Source organism: Microbacterium sp. zg.Y1084, assembly GCF_024623595.1.
Taxonomy (GTDB): domain Bacteria; phylum Actinomycetota; class Actinomycetes; order Actinomycetales; family Microbacteriaceae; genus Microbacterium; species Microbacterium wangruii.
Genome location: NZ_JANJGV010000010.1, coordinates 1 through 22,147, shown reverse-complemented (window position 1 = coordinate 22,147; position 22,147 = coordinate 1). Strand labels below are relative to the sequence as shown.

General features: G+C 68.2%; 35 protein-coding genes. 34 read left to right on the top strand and 1 reads right to left on the bottom strand.

Annotation, left to right across the window (positions count from 1 at the left end; translation table 11 throughout):
- Window positions 1-199: 199 nt before the first annotated feature.
- The 31 genes from rpsJ (at window position 200) to rplQ (ending at window position 18,390) form a co-directional block, all read left to right on the top strand.
- Complete coding sequence (rpsJ, locus tag NQ165_RS11985; protein WP_005050520.1) at window positions 200-508, top strand: 30S ribosomal protein S10; 309 nt, start codon at window positions 200-202, stop codon at window positions 506-508.
- Window positions 509-516: 8 nt separating this feature from the next.
- Window positions 517-1,176: a 50S ribosomal protein L3 gene (gene rplC, locus NQ165_RS11980; protein ID WP_257495796.1), complete on the top strand. Its 660-nt coding sequence runs from the start codon at window positions 517-519 to the stop codon at window positions 1,174-1,176.
- 2 nt (window positions 1,177-1,178) lie between these two features.
- Window positions 1,179-1,841, top strand: a complete 663-nt coding sequence (gene rplD / locus NQ165_RS11975; protein WP_257533597.1) for a 50S ribosomal protein L4 — start codon at window positions 1,179-1,181, stop codon at window positions 1,839-1,841.
- Window positions 1,838-2,149, top strand: a complete 312-nt coding sequence (gene rplW, locus NQ165_RS11970) for a 50S ribosomal protein L23 (RefSeq protein ID WP_257533596.1) — start codon at window positions 1,838-1,840, stop codon at window positions 2,147-2,149. Before rplD ends, rplW begins: the two co-directional genes overlap by 4 nt.
- Before the next feature lie 25 nt (window positions 2,150-2,174).
- On the top strand, window positions 2,175-3,014 hold the full coding sequence (gene rplB, locus NQ165_RS11965; protein WP_257533595.1) for a 50S ribosomal protein L2: 840 nt from the start codon (window positions 2,175-2,177) through the stop codon (window positions 3,012-3,014).
- A 12-nt stretch (window positions 3,015-3,026) separates the two neighbouring features.
- Complete coding sequence (rpsS, locus tag NQ165_RS11960; protein WP_135063327.1) at window positions 3,027-3,308, top strand: 30S ribosomal protein S19; 282 nt, start codon at window positions 3,027-3,029, stop codon at window positions 3,306-3,308.
- 26 nt (window positions 3,309-3,334) lie between these two features.
- Window positions 3,335-3,733 carry a 50S ribosomal protein L22 gene (rplV, locus tag NQ165_RS11955; RefSeq protein ID WP_257533594.1) on the top strand — a complete coding sequence of 133 codons (399 nt, stop codon included), beginning with the start codon at window positions 3,335-3,337 and terminating at the stop codon, window positions 3,731-3,733.
- Window positions 3,733-4,491 (top strand): 30S ribosomal protein S3, encoded by a 759-nt coding sequence (gene rpsC / locus NQ165_RS11950; RefSeq protein ID WP_257533593.1) that lies wholly within the window; start codon window positions 3,733-3,735, stop codon window positions 4,489-4,491. Before rplV ends, rpsC begins: the two co-directional genes overlap by 1 nt.
- Window positions 4,491-4,910, top strand: a complete 420-nt coding sequence (gene rplP / locus NQ165_RS11945) for a 50S ribosomal protein L16 (RefSeq protein WP_029145865.1) — start codon at window positions 4,491-4,493, stop codon at window positions 4,908-4,910. The genes rpsC and rplP overlap by 1 nt, the downstream gene beginning before the upstream one ends.
- Window positions 4,910-5,224, top strand: coding sequence for a 50S ribosomal protein L29 (gene rpmC / locus NQ165_RS11940; RefSeq protein WP_257533592.1), 315 nt, complete (start codon window positions 4,910-4,912; stop codon window positions 5,222-5,224). Before rplP ends, rpmC begins: the two co-directional genes overlap by 1 nt.
- Window positions 5,224-5,574, top strand: a complete 351-nt coding sequence (gene rpsQ / locus NQ165_RS11935) for a 30S ribosomal protein S17 (RefSeq protein ID WP_257533591.1) — start codon at window positions 5,224-5,226, stop codon at window positions 5,572-5,574. The genes rpmC and rpsQ overlap by 1 nt, the downstream gene beginning before the upstream one ends.
- Before the next feature lie 34 nt (window positions 5,575-5,608).
- Window positions 5,609-5,977: a 50S ribosomal protein L14 gene (rplN, locus tag NQ165_RS11930; protein WP_191719471.1), complete on the top strand. Its 369-nt coding sequence runs from the start codon at window positions 5,609-5,611 to the stop codon at window positions 5,975-5,977.
- Between the two features lie 2 nt (window positions 5,978-5,979).
- Window positions 5,980-6,339, top strand: coding sequence for a 50S ribosomal protein L24 (rplX, locus tag NQ165_RS11925; protein ID WP_257533590.1), 360 nt, complete (start codon window positions 5,980-5,982; stop codon window positions 6,337-6,339).
- Window positions 6,340-6,341: 2 nt separating this feature from the next.
- Window positions 6,342-6,932 (top strand): 50S ribosomal protein L5, encoded by a 591-nt coding sequence (gene rplE / locus NQ165_RS11920; protein ID WP_257533589.1) that lies wholly within the window; start codon window positions 6,342-6,344, stop codon window positions 6,930-6,932.
- A gap of 135 nt (window positions 6,933-7,067) precedes the next feature.
- Window positions 7,068-7,466 (top strand): 30S ribosomal protein S8, encoded by a 399-nt coding sequence (gene rpsH, locus NQ165_RS11915; RefSeq protein ID WP_257533588.1) that lies wholly within the window; start codon window positions 7,068-7,070, stop codon window positions 7,464-7,466.
- Between the two features lie 5 nt (window positions 7,467-7,471).
- A complete protein-coding gene (gene rplF, locus NQ165_RS11910) occupies window positions 7,472-8,008 on the top strand; it encodes a 50S ribosomal protein L6 (RefSeq protein ID WP_257533587.1) in 537 nt (178 codons plus the stop codon).
- 2 nt (window positions 8,009-8,010) lie between these two features.
- Window positions 8,011-8,370, top strand: coding sequence for a 50S ribosomal protein L18 (gene rplR / locus NQ165_RS11905; RefSeq protein WP_257533586.1), 360 nt, complete (start codon window positions 8,011-8,013; stop codon window positions 8,368-8,370).
- Window positions 8,367-9,047, top strand: a complete 681-nt coding sequence (gene rpsE, locus NQ165_RS11900; RefSeq protein WP_285181658.1) for a 30S ribosomal protein S5 — start codon at window positions 8,367-8,369, stop codon at window positions 9,045-9,047. Before rplR ends, rpsE begins: the two co-directional genes overlap by 4 nt.
- Entirely contained in the window at window positions 9,047-9,232 is a 186-nt protein-coding gene (gene rpmD, locus NQ165_RS11895; RefSeq protein WP_023954062.1) for a 50S ribosomal protein L30, read from the top strand. The genes rpsE and rpmD overlap by 1 nt, the downstream gene beginning before the upstream one ends.
- The gene (gene rplO, locus NQ165_RS11890; RefSeq protein ID WP_257533584.1) at window positions 9,232-9,789 is read left to right on the top strand and encodes a 50S ribosomal protein L15; all 558 of its coding nucleotides are present in this window, start codon (window positions 9,232-9,234) and stop codon (window positions 9,787-9,789) included. Before rpmD ends, rplO begins: the two co-directional genes overlap by 1 nt.
- Before the next feature lie 98 nt (window positions 9,790-9,887).
- Window positions 9,888-11,213, top strand: a complete 1,326-nt coding sequence (secY, locus tag NQ165_RS11885) for a preprotein translocase subunit SecY (RefSeq protein WP_257533583.1) — start codon at window positions 9,888-9,890, stop codon at window positions 11,211-11,213.
- On the top strand, window positions 11,210-11,800 hold the full coding sequence (locus tag NQ165_RS11880; RefSeq protein ID WP_306816758.1) for an adenylate kinase: 591 nt from the start codon (window positions 11,210-11,212) through the stop codon (window positions 11,798-11,800). The genes secY and NQ165_RS11880 overlap by 4 nt, the downstream gene beginning before the upstream one ends.
- A gap of 5 nt (window positions 11,801-11,805) precedes the next feature.
- On the top strand, window positions 11,806-12,636 hold the full coding sequence (gene map / locus NQ165_RS11875; protein WP_257533582.1) for a type I methionyl aminopeptidase: 831 nt from the start codon (window positions 11,806-11,808) through the stop codon (window positions 12,634-12,636).
- Between the two features lie 9 nt (window positions 12,637-12,645).
- Entirely contained in the window at window positions 12,646-13,326 is a 681-nt protein-coding gene (locus tag NQ165_RS11870) for a DsbA family protein (protein WP_257533581.1), read from the top strand.
- Between the two features lie 726 nt (window positions 13,327-14,052).
- On the top strand, window positions 14,053-15,036 hold the full coding sequence (locus tag NQ165_RS11865) for a type IV toxin-antitoxin system AbiEi family antitoxin domain-containing protein (protein WP_257533580.1): 984 nt from the start codon (window positions 14,053-14,055) through the stop codon (window positions 15,034-15,036).
- A gap of 167 nt (window positions 15,037-15,203) precedes the next feature.
- Entirely contained in the window at window positions 15,204-15,425 is a 222-nt protein-coding gene (gene infA, locus NQ165_RS11860) for a translation initiation factor IF-1 (RefSeq protein WP_017201569.1), read from the top strand.
- Window positions 15,426-15,495: 70 nt separating this feature from the next.
- Window positions 15,496-15,612: a 50S ribosomal protein L36 gene (gene rpmJ / locus NQ165_RS11855; protein ID WP_005050492.1), complete on the top strand. Its 117-nt coding sequence runs from the start codon at window positions 15,496-15,498 to the stop codon at window positions 15,610-15,612.
- 155 nt (window positions 15,613-15,767) lie between these two features.
- On the top strand, window positions 15,768-16,142 hold the full coding sequence (gene rpsM / locus NQ165_RS11850) for a 30S ribosomal protein S13 (RefSeq protein WP_257533579.1): 375 nt from the start codon (window positions 15,768-15,770) through the stop codon (window positions 16,140-16,142).
- Between the two features lie 40 nt (window positions 16,143-16,182).
- Window positions 16,183-16,581: a 30S ribosomal protein S11 gene (gene rpsK / locus NQ165_RS11845; RefSeq protein ID WP_023954078.1), complete on the top strand. Its 399-nt coding sequence runs from the start codon at window positions 16,183-16,185 to the stop codon at window positions 16,579-16,581.
- Window positions 16,582-16,747: 166 nt separating this feature from the next.
- Entirely contained in the window at window positions 16,748-17,737 is a 990-nt protein-coding gene (locus tag NQ165_RS11840) for a DNA-directed RNA polymerase subunit alpha (protein WP_257495819.1), read from the top strand.
- An 80-nt stretch (window positions 17,738-17,817) separates the two neighbouring features.
- On the top strand, window positions 17,818-18,390 hold the full coding sequence (gene rplQ, locus NQ165_RS11835) for a 50S ribosomal protein L17 (RefSeq protein ID WP_257533578.1): 573 nt from the start codon (window positions 17,818-17,820) through the stop codon (window positions 18,388-18,390).
- Between the two features lie 80 nt (window positions 18,391-18,470).
- On the opposite strand, the gene NQ165_RS11830 is transcribed toward rplQ, so the two are convergent.
- Complete coding sequence (locus NQ165_RS11830; protein WP_257533577.1) at window positions 18,471-19,067, bottom strand: hypothetical protein; 597 nt, start codon at window positions 19,065-19,067, stop codon at window positions 18,471-18,473.
- Window positions 19,068-19,150: 83 nt separating this feature from the next.
- Between NQ165_RS11830 and NQ165_RS11825 the strand changes: the two genes are divergently transcribed.
- The 3 genes from NQ165_RS11825 to NQ165_RS11815 are packed head-to-tail and all read left to right on the top strand — an operon-like array spanning window position 19,151 to window position 21,720.
- Entirely contained in the window at window positions 19,151-19,501 is a 351-nt protein-coding gene (locus tag NQ165_RS11825) for a VOC family protein (protein ID WP_257533576.1), read from the top strand.
- A 41-nt stretch (window positions 19,502-19,542) separates the two neighbouring features.
- Window positions 19,543-20,856 carry a tyrosine--tRNA ligase gene (gene tyrS, locus NQ165_RS11820; protein WP_257533575.1) on the top strand — a complete coding sequence of 438 codons (1,314 nt, stop codon included), beginning with the start codon at window positions 19,543-19,545 and terminating at the stop codon, window positions 20,854-20,856.
- Window positions 20,857-20,883: 27 nt separating this feature from the next.
- Window positions 20,884-21,720 (top strand): DUF4184 family protein, encoded by an 837-nt coding sequence (locus tag NQ165_RS11815; protein WP_257533574.1) that lies wholly within the window; start codon window positions 20,884-20,886, stop codon window positions 21,718-21,720.
- Window positions 21,721-22,147: the final 427 nt, after the last annotated feature.

Genomic DNA, 22,147 nt, shown 5'->3' with positions numbered 1-22,147 from the left:
GGTCACCCGGGTCGCATTGCATGCGCACGGGGGAGTGAGGAGCCGGACGTCGATCGGCGTGCGGTTTGACAGCAGAACAGCGGTGCAGCATCCCCGTCCTCCGGCGGTGGACAAGTGCCCGGCGCGACAGAGCGCCACCGTGCGTCCAATGCGCTCACGACCCGTGAGACGTAAGACGCGGAAAGAGAGTGAGCAGACAATGGCGGGACAGAAGATCCGCATTCGCCTGAAGTCGTATGACCACGAGGTCATCGACACGTCGGCGCGGAAGATCGTCGACACCGTGACCCGTGCGGGCGCGACGGTCGTGGGCCCCGTGCCCCTGCCGACCGAGAAGAACGTCGTGTGCGTCATCCGGTCGCCCCACAAGTACAAGGACAGCCGCGAGCACTTCGAGATGCGCACCCACAAGCGCCTCATCGACATCATCGACCCGACGCCCAAGGCTGTCGACTCGCTGATGCGGCTCGACCTGCCGGCCGACGTCAACATCGAGATCAAGCTCTGAGGTCCGACATGGCTGACATCAACAACAAGGTTTCGAAGGGTCTCCTGGGCACGAAGCTCGGCATGACCCAGGTCTGGGATGAGAACGGCAAGCTCGTTCCCGTCACCGTGATCGAGGTCGCCCCCAACGTGGTGACCCAGGTCCGCACCCCCGAGAAGGACGGCTACAAGGCCGTTCAGATCGCGTACGGGCAGATCGACCCCCGCAAGGTCAACAAGCCGCAGACGGCCCACTTCGAGGCTGCCGGCGTGACCCCCCGCCGCCACCTCACCGAGGTGCGCACCGCCGACGCCGCTGACTACTCACTCGGTCAGGAGCTCACGGTGGACGGCACCTTCGAGGCCGGCCAGCTGGTCGACGTCGTCGGCACCAGCAAGGGCAAGGGCACCGCGGGTGTCATGAAGCGTCACAACTTCAAGGGTGTCTCCGCTTCGCACGGTGCACACCGCAACCACCGCAAGCCCGGCTCGATCGGCGCCTCGTCGACTCCGAGCCGCGTCTTCAAGGGCATGCGCATGGCCGGCCGTATGGGTGGCGAGCGCGTGACCGTCCTCAACCTCACGGTGCACGCCGTCGACGCCGAGAAGGGTCTGCTGCTCGTCAAGGGCGCCGTCCCCGGCGCGCGCGGCCGCATCGTCTACGTCCGCAACGCAGTGAAGGGTGCCTGATCATGGCTGACTCGACTCTCGCGCTCGACGTCCGTACTGCCGACGGCAAGAAGGCCGGCTCTGTGGAGCTGCCCGCCGCGCTGTTCGACGTCAAGACGAACATCCCCCTGATCCACCAGGTCGTCGTCGCGCAGCTCGCCGCTGCCCGCCAGGGCACCCACTCGACCAAGCGTCGTGGTGAGGTCTCCGGTGCGGGCCGCAAGCCGTTCAAGCAGAAGGGCACCGGTAACGCTCGTCAGGGCTCGATCCGTGCTCCTCAGATGACCGGCGGTGGCATCGTGCACGGCCCCAAGCCGCGCGACTACTCGCAGCGCACCCCCAAGAAGATGGTCGCCGCCGCCCTGCTGGGCGCGCTCAGCGACCGCGCTCGCGGGGAGCGTCTGCACGTCGTCGAGTCCTTCGGGATCGACGGTGCCCCCTCGACGAAGGCCGCTGCCGCGGTGCTCTCCGGGCTCTCGGCCACGAAGAACGTCCTCGTGGTCATCGAGCGCGGCGACGAGATCACCGTGAAGAGCGTGCGCAACCTCGCGTACGTCCACGTGCTGACCTTCGACCAGCTCAACGCCTACGACGTGCTCGTCTCCGACGACATCGTCTTCACCAAGGCCGCCTACGACGCCTTCGTCGCGTCGAAGAAGGCCACCACCGAGGAGGTCTCGGCATGACCACGGCGAACATCGCAGTGAACAAGGACCCGCGCGACATCATCCTCAAGCCGGTCGTCTCGGAGAAGAGCTACGGGCTCATCGACGAGGGCAAGTACACGTTCCTCGTGGACCCCCGTGCCTCGAAGACCGAGATCAAGCTGGCCGTCGAGAAGATCTTCAACGTCAAGGTCGCCTCGGTGAACACCCTCAACCGCCCCGGCAAGGCGCGTCGCACCCGCTTCGGGATGGGAAAGCGCAAGGACACCAAGCGCGCCATCGTGACGCTCAAGTCGGGCACCATCGACATCTTCACGGCAGTCGGCTGACGGTCGGGACAGAGGACTAGAGAACATGGCTATTCGCAAGTACAAGCCCACGACCCCGGGTCGCCGCGGCTCGTCGGTGGCCGACTTCGCCGAGATCACCCGATCGACGCCTGAGAAGTCGCTCCTCCGCCCGCTCTCCAAGACCGGTGGCCGCAACAACCAGGGCCGCATCACCACCCGCCACATCGGCGGTGGCCACAAGCGCCAGTACCGCGTCATCGACTTCCGTCGCAATGACAAGGACGGCGTCAACGCCCGGGTCGCTCACATCGAGTACGACCCCAACCGCACCGCGCGCATCGCGCTGCTGCACTACTTCGACGGCGAGAAGCGATACATCATCGCGCCGAACAAGCTGGCGCAGGGCGACATCGTCGAGTCGGGTGCCGGCGCTGACATCAAGCCGGGCAACAACCTGCCGCTGCGCAACATCCCCACGGGTACCGTCATCCACGCCATCGAGCTCCGCCCCGGCGGCGGCGCGAAGCTGGCGCGTTCGGCGGGCACCTCCGTGCGCCTCGTCGCCAAGGACGGCCCCTACGCGCAGCTTCGTCTGCCCTCGGGTGAGATCCGCAACGTCGACGCACGCTGCCGCGCCACGATCGGCGAGGTCGGCAACGCCGAGCAGTCGAACATCAACTGGGGCAAGGCCGGCCGCAACCGCTGGAAGGGCATCCGCCCGACCGTCCGCGGTGTCGCGATGAACCCGGTCGACCACCCCCACGGTGGTGGTGAGGGTAAGACCTCCGGTGGTCGTCACCCGGTTTCTCCTTGGGGTCAGGCTGAGGGTCGCACCCGCCACGCCAACAAGGAAAGCGACAAGTACATCGTCCGTCGTCGCAACGCCGGCAAGAAGCGTAAGTAGGAGTAGAGGAAGATGCCTCGCAGCCTTAAGAAGGGCCCCTTCGTCGACGAGCACCTGCTTCGCAAGGTCGTCTCGCAGAACGAAGCCGGTTCCAAGAACGTCATCAAGACCTGGTCGCGCCGTTCGATGATCATCCCGGCAATGCTGGGTCACACCATCGCCGTGCACGACGGTCGCAAGCACATCCCCGTGTTCGTGACCGAGACCATGGTCGGTCACAAACTGGGCGAGTTCGCGCCCACCCGCACCTTCCGCGGCCACGTGAAGGACGACAAGAAGGGCCGCCGCCGCTGACGCGGTGGCGCAGAGAGGAGAGAGAGATGGTGGATTCCATCGCCCGCGTGCGACACATCCGCGTGACCCCTCAGAAGGCTCGTCGTGTCGTCGCTCTCATCAAGGGCAAGCAGGCTCAGGAGGCTCTGGCCATCCTGAAGTTCGCGCCGCAGAGTGCGTCCGAGCCGATCTACAAGCTCGTCGCTTCCGCGATGGCGAACGCACGCGTCGCCGCCGACAAGAACGGCGAGTTCCTGGATGACCAGGACCTGTACGTGAAGAACGCGTACGTCGACGAGGGCTCGACGCTCAAGCGTTTCCGCCCCCGTGCGCAGGGTCGTGCCTTCCAAATTAAGAAGCGCACCAGCCACATCACGGTGGAGCTGGCGACCCCCGAGGTCGACGCTGCTGCCCCCGCCACGAACACGAAGAAGGCGAGTAAGTAATGGGACAGAAGGTTCACCCCTACGGCTTCCGCCTCGGCATCACGACCGACCACGTGTCGCGGTGGTTCTCCGACTCGACCAAGCCGGGCCAGCGCTACGCCGACTACGTCGCCGAGGACATCAAGATCCGCAAGCTCCTGCAGACGCAGCTCGACCGCGCCGGCGTGAGCAACATCGAGATCGAGCGCACCCGTGACCGCGTGCGCGTCGACATCCACACCGCCCGCCCGGGCATCGTCATCGGCCGCCGTGGCGCCGAGGCCGAGCGCATCCGCGCCGACCTCGAGAAGCTCACCGGCAAGCAGATCCAGCTGAACATCCTCGAGGTCAAGAACCCCGAGGCCGACGCCCAGCTGGTCGCGCAGGGCATCGCCGAGCAGCTCTCCGCACGTGTGGCGTTCCGCCGCGCGATGCGCAAGGGCCTGCAGGGCGCCCAGCGTGCCGGTGCCAAGGGCATCCGCATCCAGGTCTCCGGCCGCCTCGGCGGCGCCGAGATGAGCCGCTCGGAGTTCTACCGCGAAGGCCGTGTGCCCCTGCACACCCTGCGCGCGAACATCGACTACGGGTTCTACGAGGCCAGGACCACCTTCGGCCGCATCGGCGTGAAGGTCTGGATCTACAAGGGCGACCTCACCAACAAGGAGCTCGCTCGCGAGCAGGCCAACGCGCCCAAGTCCCGCGGTCGCGACGACCGCGGCGGCGACCGTCGTCGTGGCCCGCGCAACGAGGCACCCGTCGCAGAAGGAGCATCGGCGTAATGCTTATCCCCCGCAAGGTCAAGTACCGCAAGCAGCATCACCCGGGTCGCTCAGGCCAGGCCACCGGCGGCACGAAGGTCTCCTTCGGCGAGTTCGGCATCCAGGCCCTGACCCCCGCGTACGTGACGAACCGTCAGATCGAGTCCGCTCGTATCGCCATGACCCGTCACATCAAGCGTGGTGGAAAGGTGTGGATCAACATCTACCCCGACCGTCCGCTGACCAAGAAGCCCGCCGAGACCCGCATGGGTTCCGGTAAGGGTTCCCCGGAATGGTGGGTCGCAAATGTCAAGCCGGGTCGCGTCCTCTTCGAGGTCGCCGGCGTCAACGAGCAGCTCGCTCGTGAGGCACTGACCCGTGCCATCCACAAGCTGCCCCTGAAGGCACGCATCATCAAGCGCGAGGAGGGCGACGCGTAATGGCCGTCGGCACCAAGACGCTCGCACCGAGCGAGCTCGATACGTTCGAAGACCAGCGCCTCGTGGAGGAGCTGCGCAAGGCCAAGGAAGAGCTGTTCAACCTGCGCTTCCAGTCGGCCACCGGCCAGCTCGACAGCCACGGCCGCATCCGTGCGGTCAAGCGCGACATCGCGCGGCTGTACACCGTGATCCGCGAGCGCGAGCTGGGCATCCGTGCCACGCCCGCCCCCGCCGAGACCGCGACGAAGGCGAAGAAGACGAAGGCCAAGAAGGCGGATGCCGCTGACGAGGCCGTGAAGGAAGAGGCCGAGTGATGGCTGAGACCACCGAGAAGAAGACCGCCGCCAAGGCGGCGCCGGCCACCGAGGCCGCCGGCCACGAGTCGGCCGCGCGCGACGTGCGCGACGAGAACGCCCGTGGTTACCGCAAGTCGCGCCGCGGCTACGTCGTCAGCGACAAGATGGACAAGACCATCGTCGTCGAGGTCGAGGACCGCGTGAAGCACCCGCTGTACGGCAAGGTCATCCGCCGCACGTCGAAGGTCAAGGCCCACGACGAGGGCAACACCGCCGGCATCGGCGACCTCGTGCTCATCAACGAGACCCGCCCGCTGAGCGCCACCAAGCGCTGGCGCCTGGTCGAGATCCTCGAGAAGGCCAAGTAAGGCCTCGGCCTTCTTGGAATCCAAGGAGTAAGAAGTGATTCAGAACGAATCCCGACTCAAGGTCGCCGACAACACCGGCGCCAAGGAGCTGCTCACGATCCGTGTGCTCGGCGGCTCTGCTCGCCGGTACGCCGGTGTGGGCGACATCATCGTCGCGACGGTGAAGGATGCCATCCCCGGCGGAAACGTCAAGAAGGGTGATGTCGTCAAGGCCGTCATCGTGCGCACCGTCAAGTCGACCCGTCGTCCCGACGGTTCGTACATCAAGTTCGACGAGAACGCCGCCGTGATCCTGAAGAACGACGGGGAGCCCCGCGGCACCCGCATCTTCGGACCCGTCGGTCGTGAACTTCGCGACAAGAAGTTCATGAAGATCGTCTCGCTCGCCCCGGAGGTCATTTGATCATGGCGAAGATCAAGAAGGGCGACCTGGTTCAGGTCATCACGGGCGCCAAGCCCGAGCGCGGCGGAGACCGCGGTAAGCAGGGCAAGGTCCTCGAGGTCCTTGTCGAGCGCAACCGCGTCATCGTCGAAGGCGTGAACTACGTCACCAAGCACACCCGCGTGGGTCAGACCCAGCGCGGCACCAAGACGGGCGGTCTCGAGACGTTCGAGGCTCCCATCCACATCTCGAATGTCGCCCTGGTCGACCCCGAGACGAAGAAGCCGACCCGTGTCGGTCGACGCGTCGAGGAGCAGGTCAAGGACGGCGTCAAGCGCACGGTCCGCGTGCGCTACGCGAAGAAGTCAGGCAAGGACCTCTGAGAATGAGCACTGCACCTGCCGCGGAGGCTGGCAAGATCCAGCCCCGCCTGAAGCAGAAGTACAAGAACGAGATCCAGAAGGCGCTGCAGGAGGAGTTCGGCTACTCGAACGTCATGCAGACCCCGCGGATCGTCAAGGTCGTCGTCAACACCGGTGTCGGTGAGGCTGCGCGTGACAGCAAGGTGATCGATGGTGCGGTCGACGACCTCACCAAGATCACCGGCCAGAAGCCGGTCGTCACCAAGGCCCGCAAGTCCATCGCGCAGTTCAAGCTGCGCGAGGGTCAGGCCATCGGCGCGCACGTCACCCTTCGTGGGGACCGTGCGTGGGAGTTCCTGGACCGTCTCGTGAACCTGGCGCTGCCGCGCATCCGCGACTTCCGCGGTCTGTCGCCCAAGCAGTTCGACGGTCACGGAAACTACACCTTCGGCCTGCAGGAGCAGTCGGTGTTCCACGAGATCAACCAGGACAAGATCGACCGCGTTCGCGGCTTCGACATCACCGTGGTCACCACGGCGTCCACCGACGAAGAAGGCCGCTCGCTGCTGCGTCAGCTGGGCTTCCCCTTCCGTGGGGACGACGCCCAGGCGTGATCCGATAGAGTGGGGCGTTTGGTCCCGGGCTTCGTGTCCGGGACCGAACGCCCGCTACAACTGAACATCGCAAGTCATCGAAGGTCGGCTGTCGCGTAACGGCATCCGAAACCTCGTGAACAAAGGAAACAACACATGACAATGACAGACCCGGTCGCAGACATGCTGACCCGTCTGCGCAACGCGAACTCGGCCCACCACGAAACGGTGTCCATGCCGAGCTCCAAGCTCAAGACTCACATCGCCGAGATCCTCCAGCAGGAGGGCTACATCGCCGGTTGGGAGGTCTCCGACGCCCGTGTCGGCCAGACCCTCACGCTGTCGCTGAAGTACGGCCCCAACCGCGAGCGGTCCATCGCCGGCATCAAGCGCGTCTCCAAGCCGGGTCTGCGCGTGTACGCACGCTCGACCGAGCTGCCCACCGTTCTCGGTGGCCTCGGCGTCGCGATCCTGTCCACCTCCTCTGGTCTCCTCACGGACCGCCAGGCTGAGTCGAAGGGCGTCGGCGGGGAAGTCCTCGCCTACGTGTGGTGATCTGAATGTCCCGCATCGGTCGTCTTCCCATCGACATCCCCGCCGACGTGACCGTCGAGGTCTCCGGCCAGGATGTCTCCGTCAAGGGCCCCAAGGGTGAGCTCAAGCTCACCGTGGCGCGCCCCATCGAGGTCGCTGTCCAGGAGAACCAGGTTCTGGTCTCCCGTCCCGACGACGAGCGCGAGTCGCGTTCGCTCCACGGTCTGACGCGCACGCTCATCAACAACAACATCATCGGCGTCACCCAGGGCTACACCAAGGGCCTTGAGGTCGTCGGCACCGGTTACCGCGTGGCCCAGAAGGGCGGCTCGGTCGAGTTCGCCCTCGGCTTCTCGCACCCCGTGCTCGTCGACCCGCCGGCCGGCATCACGTTCACGGTCGAGGGCAACAACAAGCTCACGGTGAGCGGCATCGACAAGCAGGCCGTCGGTGAAGCCGCCGCCAACATCCGCAAGATCCGCAAGCCCGAGCCGTACAAGGGCAAGGGTGTGCGCTACGCCGGCGAGGTCGTTCGGCGCAAGGCCGGAAAGGCTGGTAAGTAACCATGGCTGTGACTTCCAAGTCCGTCGCACGCGCGCGTCGTCACGCGCGTCTGCGCAAGAAGGTCGTCGGCACCGAGGCGCGTCCGCGTCTTGTCGTCACCCGTTCGGCCCGTCACGTCTTCGTCCAGCTGGTCGACGACAGCAAGGGTCACACCCTTGCGTCGGCGTCGACCCTCGAGACCGACCTGCGCGCCTTCGACGGTGACAAGACCGCCAAGGCCCGCAAGGTCGGCGAGCTGGTCGCCGAGCGTGCCAAGGCCGCCGGCGTCACCGACGTCGTGTTCGACCGTGGTGGCAACCGCTATGCGGGCCGCGTCGCCGCGATCGCCGACGGCGCCCGCGAGGGAGGCCTGAACCTGTGAGCGAGAACAAGGAGAACGAAGTGACCGAAACCGCTCCGGCTGCGGCCGAGGCCGCGCCCGAGACGGCGACTGCGGAGCGCGAGCCGCGCCGCGGGGGTCGCGAGCGCAGCCAGACCCGCGACCGCAACTCGCGCGACCGCAACGACAGCCAGTTCCTCGAGCGCGTCGTCACGATCAACCGCGTGTCGAAGGTCGTCAAGGGTGGCCGTCGCTTCAGCTTCACCGCCCTCGTGGTGGTCGGCGACGGCAACGGTCTCGTGGGTGTCGGCTACGGCAAGGCCCGCGAGGTGCCCCTGGCCATCTCGAAGGGTGTCGAAGAGGCCAAGCGCAACTTCTTCCGCGTGCCCCGCGTCGGCTCCACCATCCCGCACCCCGTGCAGGGTGAGGCCGCCGCCGGTGTGGTGCTGCTGCGTCCGGCTGCCGCCGGTACCGGTGTCATCGCCGGTGGTCCCGTGCGTGCCGTGCTCGAGTGCGCCGGCATCCACGACGTGCTGTCGAAGTCGCTGGGTTCGTCCAACACGATCAACATCGTGCACGCGACCGTCGAGGCCCTCAAGAGCCTCGAGGAGCCCCGTGCCGTTGCCGCCCGTCGTGGTCTGGACTACGACGCGGTCGTTCCGGCGATCATCATCCGCAACGAGGCCAAGGCCGCTGCGGCGAAGAAGGTAGGTGCCTGATGGCTGCCCGTCTGAAGGTGACGCAGGTCAAGTCCAAGGTGAGCGAGAAGCAGAACCAGCGTGACACGCTGCGCAGCCTCGGTCTCAAGCGGATCGGCGACTCGGTCGTCCGTCCCGACGACGCGCAGACGCGCGGCTACGTCAAGACCGTCGCCCACCTCGTCAAGGTTGAGGAGATCGACTAATGGCTGAGAAGGCCGAGAAGAAGGACGAGGCCGTCACGACGGCCGCGCCCAAGAAGGCTGCCGCCAAGAAGTCGGCTGCCCCCAAGGCTGCGCCGAAGAAGGATGCCCCGGCATCCCGTCCCGGCGTGCTGAAGGTCCACCACCTGCGCCCGGTCCCCGGTTCCAACACGGCCAAGACCCGTGTCGGCCGCGGTGAGGGCTCGAAGGGTAAGACCTCGGGCCGTGGCACCAAGGGCACCAAGGCCCGCTACAGCGTGAAGGTCGGCTTCGAGGGCGGCCAGATGCCGCTGCACATGCGCACTCCGAAGCTGCGCGGGTTCAAGAACCCGTTCCGCGTCGAGTACCAGGTCGTGAACCTCGAGAAGCTCGCCGAGCTGTACCCGCAGGGTGGCGACGTCACCGTGGGCGACCTGGTCGCCAAGGGCGCCGTTCGCAAGAACGAGAAGGTCAAGGTGCTCGGCACCGGCGACATCTCGGTCCCGCTCACGGTGTCGGTGGACAAGGTCTCCGGCTCCGCTGAGCAGAAGATCGTCGCCGCCGGCGGCACCATCAAGTAATCGCGCCACAGGGGCCGGAGCAGCGCTCCGGCCCCTGTGCCGTACTCTGGTTGACGGCGCGCCTTGTGCCGCCGCCGATCTCACTGGAGGAATCCGACTTGTTCAGCGCCATCGCGCGGGTCTTCCGCACACCCGACCTGCGGCGGAAGATCGGCTTCACGCTCGCGATCATCGCCATCTATCGCCTGGGCGCGCACGTGCCGACGCCGTTCGTGGACTTCCCGAACGTGCAGTCGTGTCTCGCGCAGTCCGGCAGCACCGAGGGCCTGCTCTCACTGGTGAACCTCTTCTCCGGTGGCGCCCTGCTGCAGCTGTCGATCTTCGCGCTCGGCGTGATGCCGTACATCACCGCGACGATCATCGTGCAGCTGCTGCGTGTGGTCATCCCGCACTTCGAGGCCCTGTACAAGGAAGGCCAGGCCGGCCAGGCCAAGCTGACCCAGTACACGCGCTACCTCACCATCGCGCTCGCGATGCTGCAGTCGACCACGCTCATCACCGTGGCCCGCAGCGGCCAGCTCTTCGGCATCACCGGCATCGCCGACTGCGAGCAGGTGCTCACCAACGACGCGTGGTGGGCCCAGCTGCTCATGATCATCACGATGACCGCCGGCACCGGCCTCATCATGTGGTTCGCCGAGCTCGTCACCGAGCGCGGCGTCGGCAACGGCATGTCGATCCTCATCTTCACCTCGATCGCCGCGACCTTCCCCTCGGCCATGTGGTCGATCTGGCAGGCACGCAGCTTCGAGATCTTCCTCCTGGTGCTCGCGGTCGGCATCCTCACCGTCGCGCTGGTCGTGTTCGTCGAGCAGTCCCAGCGGCGCATCCCGGTGCAGTACGCCAAGCGCATGGTCGGTCGGCGCACCTACGGCGGCACCAACACCTACATCCCGATCAAGGTGAACATGGCCGGCGTCGTGCCCGTCATCTTCGCCTCGTCGCTGCTGTACATCCCCGCCCTGATCGCGCAGTTCAACCAGACGCCCGATGCCGACGGCAACATCCCCGGCTGGGTGGCCTGGATCCAGCAGTACTTCACCACCGGTGACAGCCCGTTCTACATGGCGGTCTACTTCCTGCTGATCGTCGGCTTCACCTACTTCTACGTCGCCATCACGTTCAACCCGGTCGACGTCGCGGACAACATGAAGAAGTACGGCGGATTCATCCCCGGCATCCGTGCCGGCCGGCCGACCGCCGAGTACCTCGACTACGTGCTGACGCGCATCACACTGCCGGGATCGATCTACCTGGGTCTCATCGCCCTGCTCCCACTGCTGGCCCTCGCGACGGTCGGCGCCAACCAGAACTTCCCGTTCGGTGGCGCGTCGATCCTCATCATCGTCGGCGTGGGTCTGGAGACGGTCAAGCAGATCGACGCCCAGCTGCAGCAGCGCCACTACGAAGGACTCCTCCGATGACCATCCCTCGTCTTCTCATCGTCGGACCGCAGGGCTCGGGCAAGGGCACGCAGGGCGTGCGCGTCGCCGAGGCCTTCGGCATCCCCGTCATCTCCACCGGCGACGTGTTCCGCGCCAACGTGAAGGCCGGCACCGAACTCGGCAAGCAGGTGCAGGCCATCATCGAGGCCGGCAACCTCGTCCCCGACGAGCTGACCAGCGCGATCGTGCGCGACCGGCTCACGCAGGACGACGCCGCCGCCGGCTTCCTCCTCGACGGCTACCCCCGCAATCTCGGCCAGGTGGCCGACCTCGACGCGTTCCTGGATGGCCGCGGCGAGGAGCTCACCGGCGTGATCGAGCTGAGCGTGCCCCGCGATGAGAGCATCTCGCGGCTCACGCTGCGCGCCGCCGAGCAGGGCCGCACCGACGACACCGAAGAGGTCATCGCGAACCGCCTCGGCATCTACGAGCGGGAGACCGCGCCGATCCTCGACGTCTACCGCGGGCGCGGCATCGTCGACACGATCGACGGCGTCGGCACGCTGGACGAGATCACCGAGCGGATCCGCGCCGCGCTGGCCGCGCGCGATCTCGTCGGCGCCTGATCGACGTGCTGCGCCGCTCCATCTACAAGACCCCCGCGCAGCTGCGGTCGATGGTCGAACCCGGACTCATCACCGCCGCCGCGCTCGACGCCGTGCGGGCGCTGGTGGCGCCGGGGGTGACGACGCTGCAGCTGGATGCCGCCGCGTCCGAGGTCATCCGCGCACGCGGGGCCGAGTCGAACTTCCAGCTGGTGCGCGGCTACCGCCACACCGTCTGCACGTCGGTGAACGAGCAGGTCGTCCACGGCATCCCCAGCGACCGCGCACTCGAGCCGGGCGACATCGTGTCGATCGACGCCGGGGCCCAGTACCGCGGGTGGAACGGGGACTCGGCGATCACCGTCGTCGTGCCCGACCCGTCGCGGCCCGAACTCGTCGCCGCCCGCGAGCGGCTGTCCGAGGTGACCGAGGGGTCGCTCTGGGCCGGCATCGCCGCGCTCGCGCACGCCCGTCACATCGGTGAGGTCGGTGCGGCCGTGCAGGGGTACATCGAGGATTCCGGCGAGGACTACGGCATCCTGCGCGACTATGTCGGCCACGGGATCGGCCGCAAGATGCACGAGGCGCCGTCGGTGTTCAACTACCGGGTCGCCGACCGCGGACCCGAGGTCAAGCCGGGTCTGTGCCTGGCGATCGAGCCGATGGTGGTCGCCGGCAGCGAGGAGACCTTCGTCGAGGACGACGACTGGACGGTCTCGACCATCGACGGCTCGGCCGGCTCACACTGGGAACATAGCGTCGCGGTGCATGATGAAGGCATCTGGGTGCTCACGGCGCCCGATGGAGGAGCAGCGGGCCTCGCGCCGTTCGGCGTGGTCCCGCGCAAGATCGGATAGGGGCGGCTCGTGGCAGCGGCAGGCAACAAGACCAACTGGTTCGCGATCTGGGTGAGTGTGGCGGTCGTCGTCGTGCTCGTCGGCGTCGGCGCGCTGGTCTGGTTCATGAACAGCTCGGCGACCTCGCCCGGCTCCCCGCCGGAGAGCGCGGCCGTCGAGGCCGAGACCGGCGCCATCATCGTGGGCGACGGGCCCGACGAGGTCGAGGTGTGGGCGGACTTCTTCTGCCCCCACTGCCAGGACTTCGAGGACCTCTACGGCCCTGAGATCGCGTCGCTGGTCGAGTCCGGCGAGATCACGCTGCGTCTGCAGCCGGTCGCGCTGTCGGGGCTGAACGCGGCATCCGGCACCGAATTCTCTGCCCGCTCCGCCGGCGCGATGTACTGCGTCGCCGAAGAGGCCGGAGGCGAGGCGGCCTACGACTTCATGCAGGCCGTGTTCGCCGAGCACCCGACCGGCCAGGGCCTCAGCAACGAGCTGATGGCGTCGATGGCCGCGGATGCCGGGGCCCCCGACGCCGCAGCCTGCATCGAGGACGGCACTTACAACAAGTTCGTGCAGGCCCAGTCGCAGAAGCTCCCCGCCAATGAGCAGGGCCAGGCGGGCACCCCCACGCTGCTGGTGAACGGCGAGTACGTCACCATCAGTGGAAACGTCGCCGCCGACATCACCGACCGCCTGGGTCAGTAGTTCCCGCGGGCGCGCGCCGGCCCGGCATCCTGGCCGCCGGCATCCGCGAGCCCCGGCATCCGGGAGCCCCGGTGTCCGGGAGCCCCGGCATCCGCGCATCCGCACCGCGAACCCACACGCAACGCACGAGACCACACCCCCCGAACGCGCGGGAGGTGTGGTTTCGTGCATTCGGTGTGGGGTGGCCGCGCACAGAGCCGCGCGAAGGAGCTGCCGGGACTGGGCCGGGCGGGCCCGGGCGGGGGCGGCGTCGGCGAGCGGGATCGGAGCTGCGCGAAGGACGTGCCGGGACCGGGGCGGCGCCGGGGCGGGGTGGGCCCGGCCGGGGCCGGGGCGGGGCGAGCGGGATCGGGGCGGGGCTTGGGCGGACCCGGGCGAGGGCGGGGCGGGGCCGGGGCGGGGCTTCGGCGGGGCGGAGGTAGGACCGGGGGCTCGCGTCGGTCCGGCGGGGCTCGTGGCTCGCGATCTGTCGCAGACAGGTACCGCGACGTCTCGAACCCACATGCAACGCACCAACCCACACGCGGCGAACGCGCGGGAAGTGTGGGTTCGTCCTCTCGGTGTGGGCTGGCGAGCCCGAATCGTCGTGCGCGGCCGCCTCGCGGACCGGCCGCGGGGGTGCGGGGTGGTGGCGGCGATGTCTCCACAAGCGGCCATCACGCGGGAACCTGCGCGGAACTGGGGGATGCCGCGGCACGCGTCTCCGGAGTGGGCCACCGTGGGGGCATGGATGTTCCCGAGGCCCGCGGCCACCTGCTGTCCCGCAGCCGACTCGAAGCGACCGGCATGTCGCCCCGCCGGTTGGCCGGCGCGGTCGAGGCGGGGGAGCTGCGCCGAATCCACCGTGGCTGGTACGTGCCGGATGCGACCTGGCGTGCCGCCTACTCCGAGGACCGCCACCTCCTCCGCGTCGTGGCCGCGCACGAACGCCGGCGCGGGACGGATGCCGTCTTCTCCTTCGTGTCCGCGGCGGTGCTGCACGGTCTTCCCCTGCTGCGGCTGCGGCCGCAGCGGGTGCATGTGAGTGGCGCCAGAACGAACGGTCTCGTCGCAGGCGGCGACCGGATCGTCGCACGCCACGAGATCGAGGTGCCGATACACGACCGCACGGTCGTGTGCGGCATCCCGTGCACGACGCTCTCCCGCACGGTGGCGGACGTCATCCGTCTCGCGCCCGAGGCAGCAGGCCTCGCCATCGCCGATGCCGCCCTCCATCAGGTCGCCTACACGGCGCGCACCCGCACCTACGACGACGATGCCGACGCCGCGTTCCGCCGGGAGGTGGCGGAGCACCTCGTCCGACATCCGCGCGCACGGGGTGTGCGGCTGGGCCGTCGAGTGCTGACCTTCGCCGACGGCCGCGCCGAGACCGCAGGCGAGACGCTGTGCCGCCTGTTCCTGCGGGACCTCGGCTTCACCGCGCTGGTGCCGCAGGTGCCGGTCCGCGCGCCGCGCGGCGGCTGGTTCTGGATCGACATCGGCTTGGAGGCGGTGCCCGCCTGGTTCGAGTTCGACGGCAGGGGCAAGTACACCGACCCGGCGCTGCGGGGGGCCGTCGACCTCGAGGCGGTGCTGCTGGCCGAGAAGGAGAGGGAGGACTGGATCCGCGGCACGACCGGGCGACCCTTCGTCAGAGCAGGGCAGGCCCACCTCGAGAGCGCCGACACGCTGGGGGAGCGGCTTGCGCACTTCCGGGTCTTCCCTGCGTGAACCCCACGCGTCCCCCGGCGACACGCCGCGACCGACACGCCCGAGTTGCCGCCGCGGTCACTACCACGTATGCTTGACGTTTGGTGCGTTGCGCCCGCTTTGGCGTGTCGCCGCACCGAATCCCATCCACCGCAGACCGACCGGTCCGCACAACTGTAAGCGAGCGTATGGCGAAGAAAGACGGTGTCATCGAGATCGAGGGTGTGATCTCCGAGGCTCTCCCGAACGCGATGTTCCGCGTGGAGCTGAGCAACGGACACAAGGTGCTCGCGACCATCTCCGGCAAGATGCGGCAGAACTACATCCGCATCATCCCCGAAGACCGTGTCGTCGTCGAGCTCAGCCCGTACGACCTCACGCGCGGTCGCATCGTCTACCGCTACCGCTAGACCGGTCGAGAAGTAACGCCCCAGGGCATGCCTGTGCCCTGCCCGGCGAAGACAGCGAACAGGAAGAACCATGAAGGTCAACCCCTCCGTCAAGCCCATCTGCGACCACTGCAAGGTCATCCGCCGCCACGGCCGCGTGATGGTCATCTGCAAGTCCAACCCGCGCCACAAGCAGCGCCAGGGCTGACGCGGCGGGATGCCACGGCATCCCCGCCCACCCAGTCGTACAACTGAACACATACACACGGCAGGATCAGAACCCGCGCGAGCGGGGGACACCTCGGGGCGGAGGCCCGGGCACCGATCCTGTTCCACACCTCCACTCACTCCTAGGAGAGCCGCATGGCACGTCTTGCCGGCGTCGACATCCCGCGCGATAAGCGCGTGGTCATCGCCCTGACCTACATCTACGGCGTTGGCCGTACCCGTTCCCACGAGATCCTCAGCGCCACCGGGATCGACGAGAGCATCCGCGTCAAGGACCTCAGCGACGATCAGCTCGTCGCGCTCCGCGACTACATCGAGGGCAACTACAAGGTGGAGGGTGACCTTCGCCGCGAGGTGGCCGCCGACATCCGCCGCAAGGTCGAGATCGGTTCGTACGAGGGCCTGCGCCACCGCCGCGGCCTGCCGGTGCGCGGCCAGCGCACCAAGACCAACGCGCGTACCCGCAAGGGCCCCAAGCGCACGGTCGCCGGCAAGAAGAAGGCGCGCTAGGCCTCCGCCGGCGCCCCAGGATTTAGGGAGAACGCACAACATGGCACAGGCCAAGAGCGCCGCGCGCAAGCCGCGTCGCAAGGAGAAGAAGAACATCGCGCTGGGCCACGCCCACATCAAGTCGACGTTCAATAACACGATCGTCTCGATCACCGACCCGTCCGGCGCCGTCATCAGCTGGGCTTCGTCCGGCGGTGTGGGCTTCAAGGGCTCGCGCAAGTCGACCCCCTATGCCGCAGGCATGGCTGCGGAGTCGGCTGCGCGCCAGGCTCAGGAGCACGGCGTCAAGAAGGTCGACGTCTTCGTGAAGGGTCCGGGTTCGGGCCGCGAGACCGCGATCCGCTCGCTGACGGCCGCCGGCCTCGAGGTGGGGTCCATTCAGGACGTCACCCCGCAGGCGCACAACGGCTGCCGCCCGCCCAAGCGTCGCCGCGTCTGATTCCTCGACAGGCTCAGGGGGCGGGACGGCCATTCGAGCCGTCCCGCCCCGAGCCGGTCGAACTCGCGCTTTCCGGATGCCGCGACGCGCGGCATCCTCGAGACAACTCAACACCTCACCACACCCACGTGTCATATAGCGGTCACGTGATTGAAAGGAACACATCGTGCTCATCGCACAGCGTCCCACTCTGACCGAGGAGAAGATCGGCGAGTTCCGCAGCCGGTTCATCATCGAGCCGCTCGAGCCTGGATTCGGCTACACGATCGGCAACGCGCTGCGTCGCAGCCTGCTGTCGTCGATTCCCGGCGCCGCCGTCACCAGCATCCGCATCGACGGCGTGCTGCACGAGTTCAGCACCATCCCCGGGGTGAAGGAGGATGTCACCGAGATCATCCTCAACATCAAGCAGCTCGTCGTCTCGAGCGAGCGCGATGAGCCCATCACCGCTTACCTGCGCAAGACGGGTGCGGGCGAGGTCACCGCGGCGGACATCTCCGCCCCGGCCGGTGTCGAGGTGCACAACCCCGAGCTGGTCATCGCGACGCTCAACGACACCGCCAAGTTCGAGCTCGAGCTGACGATCGAGCGTGGCCGCGGCTACGTCTCGGCCACCCAGAACCGCAACGAGTACGCCGAGGCCGGGGTCGTCCCGATCGACTCGATCTACTCGCCGGTGCTCAAGGTGAGCTACCGCGTCGACGCGACCCGTGCCGGTGAGCGCACCGACTTCGACAAGCTCGTGCTCGACGTCGAGACCAAGGCTTCGATGGCTCCCCGTGACGCCGTCGCATCGGCCGGCCGCACCCTGACCGAGCTGTTCGGTCTGGCGCGCGAGCTGAACGTCGAGGCCGAGGGCATCGAGATCGGCCCCGCGCCCGTGGAGACGGTGCTCTCCAACGAGCTGTCGATGCCGATCGAGGACCTCGACCTGTCGGTGCGTTCGTACAACTGCCTCAAGCGCGAGGGCATCAACACGGTCTCGGAGCTGGTCGCCCTGTCCGAGACGCAGCTGATGAACATCCGCAACTTCGGTCAGAAGTCGGTCGACGAGGTGCGCGACAAGCTCGTCTCGCTCGGCCTGTCGCTGAAGGACTCGGTTCCCGGGTTCGACGGCGCGCACTTCTACGGCGGCTACGACGACGAGAACATCTGATCGGTCCCCGATGCCGCGACTCGGCCTGAAGCCGGGAAGCGACATGCAGAGCCTTCTTCTTTCCAACTGGAGTAATTGACATGCCCAAGCCCACCAAGGGTCCCCGCCTCGGAGGCGGCCCCGCCCACGAGCGCCTGCTTCTCGCGAACCTGGCCGCCGCGCTGTACACCCACGGCTCGATCACGACCACCGTGACCAAGGCCAAGCGCGTGCGTCCGCTTGCAGAGCGCCTCATCACGTTCGCCAAGCGCGGCGACCTGCACGCACGCCGTCGCGTGCTGTCGGTCATCGGCGACAAGACGGTCGTGCACACCCTGTTCACGGAGATCGCGCCGCAGGTCGCCGAGCGTGAGGGCGGCTACACCCGCATCACGAAGATCGGCAACCGCAAGGGCGACAACGCCCCCATGGCCGTCATCGAGCTCGTGCTCGAGCCGGTGAACCCGAAGCCGAAGTCGGCGAAGAAGTCGGGCGCGGCCGCTGCTGCTGCTCCGGCCGCCGAGGCCGAGGCTCCCGCCGAGGAGACCGTGGTCGAGGAGACCCCCGCCGAGGAGACCCCGGTCGCCGAGGCCGGCGCCGAGTCGCCCGAGGAGGGCGCTGCCGCTGAGGCCGCCGCCGAGGACGCCGTCGAGGAGCCCGCGAAGTCCGAGTGACTCGCGGCATCCGCTGCATCACGAAGCCCGCTCCGGTTCGCCGGGGCGGGCTTCGTCGTGTGCGGGCCCCGAAAAGCGCCCTACGTGATCGCGAGGCGGACGATCGCTCCGACGACGCAGGCCCACAGCAGGCTGGCGAGCGTGCCGACGATGAAGCGCTCGCGCGCGGCGGGGGTCGCCAGTTCCGAGAAGCGGCCGATGCCCTTGAGGGCCACGACCACGGCGATCGCCTCGGGGAAGCCGGCGATGATGCCGAGCACGACCCCGAGCCGCTCGAGGTAGCCGATGGTGGTGCCGCCGCGCAGGATCTCCTGCATCGAGCCCGGGTCGTCTCCGGCATCCGCACGCGCCGAGACGAGGATGCCGCCGGCGACGCCTTCGCGCACGGTGCCGTGCGTCGCGATCGCGAGCACGCGGCGCACGACCGGGTCGCCGCCGAGCACGGCCAGCGCGACCGCGGGCAGCGCGACGATGAGGCCGAGCAGACCGGGTGCGTTCCACGGCAGCACCGCGACGACCAGCAGGCACAGCACGACGATGCCGCCGGCGACCGCCAGCGTGGTGTTCCGGGGCCTGCGCAGGTTCACCACGATGAGCGCCAGCGCCGCTGCGAGCGCGAGGAACAGCGAGATCGTCACGAAGGCGGAGACGAGGGCATCGGGGAACACGACCGGCATGCGGCACAGTCTCGCACGGCCCTCCCGCACGCTCGCGAGATGCGACTCTTGCCTCCCCGTGTCGCCTAGGCCATCCTCTGACCATGGCGAAGATGGAGCACTTCGAGATCCCCGCAGACGACATCGGCCGTGCGCAGGAGTTCTACCGTGAGGTCCTCGGGTTCGAGTATGAGCCGTGGGGCGACGACATGGGCATGCTGCGACAGCCCGATGGCGAGGGCGTCAGCGGCGACCTGCACCAGCGCGGCACCGCCCCGCATCCGACCGTGGTCTTCACCGTCGACCGCATCGAGGACACCGTGGCCCTCGCGCAGGCCCGCGGTGGCGAACTGGTGGGGGCGATCCAGCCGCTCGATGAGACGTCGCGGTGGGCGTACATCCGCGACAGCGAGGGCAACCTGATCGGCCTGTACGACGAGGTGGCGGCGGCCTGATCCGACGGGCTCGCCGCCCCGGCGCTGATAGCCTGGAGCGCGTGTCAACCGAAGCCTTGACGGTCGCCGAGCCTGCCATCGACCCCACGTTCGAGAACGTCTGGGACGAGCTCGTCTGGCGCGGCCTCGTGCATGTGTCCACGGATCAGCAGGCGCTGCGCGAACTGCTCGCGGGCGACCCGATCACGTACTACTGCGGTTTCGACCCGACGGCGCCGAGCCTGCACCTGGGCAATCTGGTGCAGCTGCTGACCCTGCGTCGCATCCAGCTCGCCGGGCACCGCCCCCTCGGGCTGGTCGGCGGATCGACCGGTCTCATCGGCGACCCGCGGCCATCGGCCGAGCGCACCTTGAACACCCCCGAGGTGGTCGCCGAGTGGGTGACGCGCCTGCGCGGACAGGTCGAGCGGTTCCTCAGCTTCGAGGGGGACAACGCCGCGCGCATCGTCAACAACCTCGACTGGACGGCCCCGCTGAGCGCCATCGACTTCCTCCGCGAGGTCGGCAAGCACTACCGCGTCGGCACGATGCTCAAGAAGGACGCGGTCGCGGCGCGGCTCAATTCCGACGCCGGCATCAGCTACACCGAGTTCAGCTACCAGATCCTCCAGGGGATGGACTACCTCGAGCTCTACCGCCAGTACGACTGCGTGCTGCAGACCGGAGGCAGCGACCAGTGGGGCAACCTCACCAGCGGCACGGATCTCATCCACCGCGTGGAGGGCGTCTCGGTGCACGCGATCGGCACGCCGCTGATCACCAACAGCGACGGCACGAAGTTCGGCAAGAGCGAGGGCAACGCCGTCTGGCTCGATCCCGAGATGTGCAGCCCGTACCGGATGTACCAGTTCTGGCTCAACACCGACGACGCCGACGTGGTCAGCAGGCTGAAGGTGTTCACATTCCTCACGCGCGACGAGATCACGGAGTACGAACGTCTCGTGGCCGAAGAGCCTTTCCGGCGTGCGGCGCAGAAGCGGCTCGCGCTGGAGGTGACGGCGCTCGTGCACGGCACGGACGCCGCGGCAGCCGTCATCGCGGCATCCGAGGCGCTCTTCGGCAAGGGCGACCTGACGACGCTGGATGCCGGCACGCTCCGCTCCGCGCTCGAGGAGCTTCCCCACGCCGAGGTGCCCGCCGGCACGACGGTGGTGCAGGCGCTCGTCGACACCGGCCTGACGGCGAGCCTCTCGGAGGCGCGTCGCGCGATCGCGCAGGGCGGGGTGTCGCTCGACGGCGTGCGTGTCGAGGATGAGGCGGCGCTGGTGACCGGCGGGCTCCCCGGGGGCGTGTCGGTGCTGCGGCGCGGCAAGAAGACCCTCGCCGGGCTGTTCCCGGCGCCGGCCGCGGTCTGACCCGGTAGGCGGCCGGGGGAGCGAAGGATGCCGTTCACTCCCAGTCACGCCGTCGTCGCGCTGCCGTTCATCCGCACCCCGCTGATCCCGGCGGCGATCGCGATCGGGGCGATGACGCCGGACCTCCCGCTGTTCCTGCGCGGGACGCCGCTGACCTACGGCCTCACCCACTCGGTGGGCGGCCTGCTCGTCACCGTGCTCACCGCGTTCGTCCTGCTGCTGGTGTGGCGGTGCGTGCTGCGCCCGGCCGTGCGCGAACTCTCCCCGGCCTGGCTGGCCGTGCGGCTGCCGCCGGAATGGGACAGGGGAGCGGCCGCGGCCGCACGGGACACGGTGGGGCGGCTGCCGGGCGGCCGCTACGCCCGCGGTCACCTCGTGCTGGTGGCGCTCTCGCTGCTGCTGGGCGTGCTGACGCACATGGTGTGGGATGCCTTCACGCACGAGGGGCGCTGGGGCGTCGCGGTCTTTCCGGCGCTGGGTGACGCGTGGGGTCCATTCACCGGCTTCAAGTGGCTGCAGTACGGCTCCGGCGTGGTGGGTATCGCAGTGATCGCGGCCTGGGCGCTGCTGCGCCTGCGTACGCAGGAGGCGACCGGGCTCCCGGCGCGGATGCTGCCGCGTGCCGTGCGTGCGGCATGGTGGCTGTCGCTTCCCGCCGTGCTCGTCGGTGCCTGGGTCATCGGCCTTGCGCTCTACGGTCCGCTCGATGCGGAGTTCACTGTGGCGCACCTGGCGTACCGGGTGCTTCCGCCGGCCTGCGCGCTGTGGGGCGCGGGGACGGTCGCGCTCGCTGCGGCCGTGCAGCTGCTGCGCCGCCGGAGCTCCCCGAGGGACGGGGCCGGCACCCCCGCGACTTCCGCGTGATTCCGGGCGACACGCCCGGGGGGCGGCCCGGATTTGCCGGGCCCCCGGATCCCGCGTAATGTTTTCTCTGTTGGCCCCAAAGGGGAAAGCGAAGCGGCCGGAAGGCCCCGCTCCCCTCATGCAGCCAACATCCCCCATCCTGGTTACGCCTCACTGAGGTTGTGCTACGATAGGGACTCCGGTTCGCAGAACCAGGTCAGGGACCACTGGCAGGCAACCGCCCGCCGAAGCGCCGATCTGGAACGTCGGACCGCAAACATGAAACGACGCCCTTCAGGGCAGGCCGAGAGGTCTGTCGGGAGGAGCATCCGATCCTTGAGAACTCAACAGCGTGCACTTGTCAAATGCCAAATAACCTCGTCCCGGTTTTTACCGGGTGAGATTCCTTTGGATCAAAGTCCGGCACTTCGGTGTCGGCAACGGATAA

Bases quoted from the DNA above. Each gene is read 5' to 3' on its own strand.
- rplO (WP_257533584.1), top strand. From the start codon at position 9,232: ATGGCTGAGAAGGCCGAGAAGAAGGACGAGGCCGTCACGACGGCCGCG.
- NQ165_RS11825 (WP_257533576.1), top strand. From the start codon at position 19,151: ATGGCGAAGATGGAGCACTTCGAGATCCCCGCAGACGACATCGGCCGT.
- rplR (WP_257533586.1), top strand. From the start codon at position 8,011: ATGGCTGTGACTTCCAAGTCCGTCGCACGCGCGCGTCGTCACGCGCGT.
- rplP (WP_029145865.1), top strand. From the start codon at position 4,491: ATGCTTATCCCCCGCAAGGTCAAGTACCGCAAGCAGCATCACCCGGGT.
- rpsS (WP_135063327.1), top strand. From the start codon at position 3,027: ATGCCTCGCAGCCTTAAGAAGGGCCCCTTCGTCGACGAGCACCTGCTT.
- rplF (WP_257533587.1), top strand. From the start codon at position 7,472: ATGTCCCGCATCGGTCGTCTTCCCATCGACATCCCCGCCGACGTGACC.
- NQ165_RS11865 (WP_257533580.1), top strand. From the start codon at position 14,053: ATGGATGTTCCCGAGGCCCGCGGCCACCTGCTGTCCCGCAGCCGACTC.
- rplD (WP_257533597.1), top strand. From the start codon at position 1,179: ATGGCTGACTCGACTCTCGCGCTCGACGTCCGTACTGCCGACGGCAAG.
- rpsQ (WP_257533591.1), top strand. From the start codon at position 5,224: ATGGCTGAGACCACCGAGAAGAAGACCGCCGCCAAGGCGGCGCCGGCC.
- rplV (WP_257533594.1), top strand. From the start codon at position 3,335: ATGGTGGATTCCATCGCCCGCGTGCGACACATCCGCGTGACCCCTCAG.
- NQ165_RS11815 (WP_257533574.1), top strand. From the start codon at position 20,884: ATGCCGTTCACTCCCAGTCACGCCGTCGTCGCGCTGCCGTTCATCCGC.
- rpsH (WP_257533588.1), top strand. From the start codon at position 7,068: ATGACAATGACAGACCCGGTCGCAGACATGCTGACCCGTCTGCGCAAC.
- rplX (WP_257533590.1), top strand. From the start codon at position 5,980: ATGGCGAAGATCAAGAAGGGCGACCTGGTTCAGGTCATCACGGGCGCC.
- rpsC (WP_257533593.1), top strand. From the start codon at position 3,733: ATGGGACAGAAGGTTCACCCCTACGGCTTCCGCCTCGGCATCACGACC.
- rpsJ (WP_005050520.1), top strand. From the start codon at position 200: ATGGCGGGACAGAAGATCCGCATTCGCCTGAAGTCGTATGACCACGAG.
- rplB (WP_257533595.1), top strand. From the start codon at position 2,175: ATGGCTATTCGCAAGTACAAGCCCACGACCCCGGGTCGCCGCGGCTCG.
- NQ165_RS11830 (WP_257533577.1), bottom strand. From the start codon at position 19,067: ATGCCGGTCGTGTTCCCCGATGCCCTCGTCTCCGCCTTCGTGACGATC.
- rplW (WP_257533596.1), top strand. From the start codon at position 1,838: ATGACCACGGCGAACATCGCAGTGAACAAGGACCCGCGCGACATCATC.
- rpmD (WP_023954062.1), top strand. From the start codon at position 9,047: ATGGCTGCCCGTCTGAAGGTGACGCAGGTCAAGTCCAAGGTGAGCGAG.
- rpsM (WP_257533579.1), top strand. From the start codon at position 15,768: ATGGCACGTCTTGCCGGCGTCGACATCCCGCGCGATAAGCGCGTGGTC.
- infA (WP_017201569.1), top strand. From the start codon at position 15,204: ATGGCGAAGAAAGACGGTGTCATCGAGATCGAGGGTGTGATCTCCGAG.
- rplE (WP_257533589.1), top strand. From the start codon at position 6,342: ATGAGCACTGCACCTGCCGCGGAGGCTGGCAAGATCCAGCCCCGCCTG.
- rplQ (WP_257533578.1), top strand. From the start codon at position 17,818: ATGCCCAAGCCCACCAAGGGTCCCCGCCTCGGAGGCGGCCCCGCCCAC.
- NQ165_RS11880 (WP_306816758.1), top strand. From the start codon at position 11,210: ATGACCATCCCTCGTCTTCTCATCGTCGGACCGCAGGGCTCGGGCAAG.
- rpmJ (WP_005050492.1), top strand. From the start codon at position 15,496: ATGAAGGTCAACCCCTCCGTCAAGCCCATCTGCGACCACTGCAAGGTC.
- rpmC (WP_257533592.1), top strand. From the start codon at position 4,910: ATGGCCGTCGGCACCAAGACGCTCGCACCGAGCGAGCTCGATACGTTC.
- rpsK (WP_023954078.1), top strand. From the start codon at position 16,183: ATGGCACAGGCCAAGAGCGCCGCGCGCAAGCCGCGTCGCAAGGAGAAG.
- rplC (WP_257495796.1), top strand. From the start codon at position 517: ATGGCTGACATCAACAACAAGGTTTCGAAGGGTCTCCTGGGCACGAAG.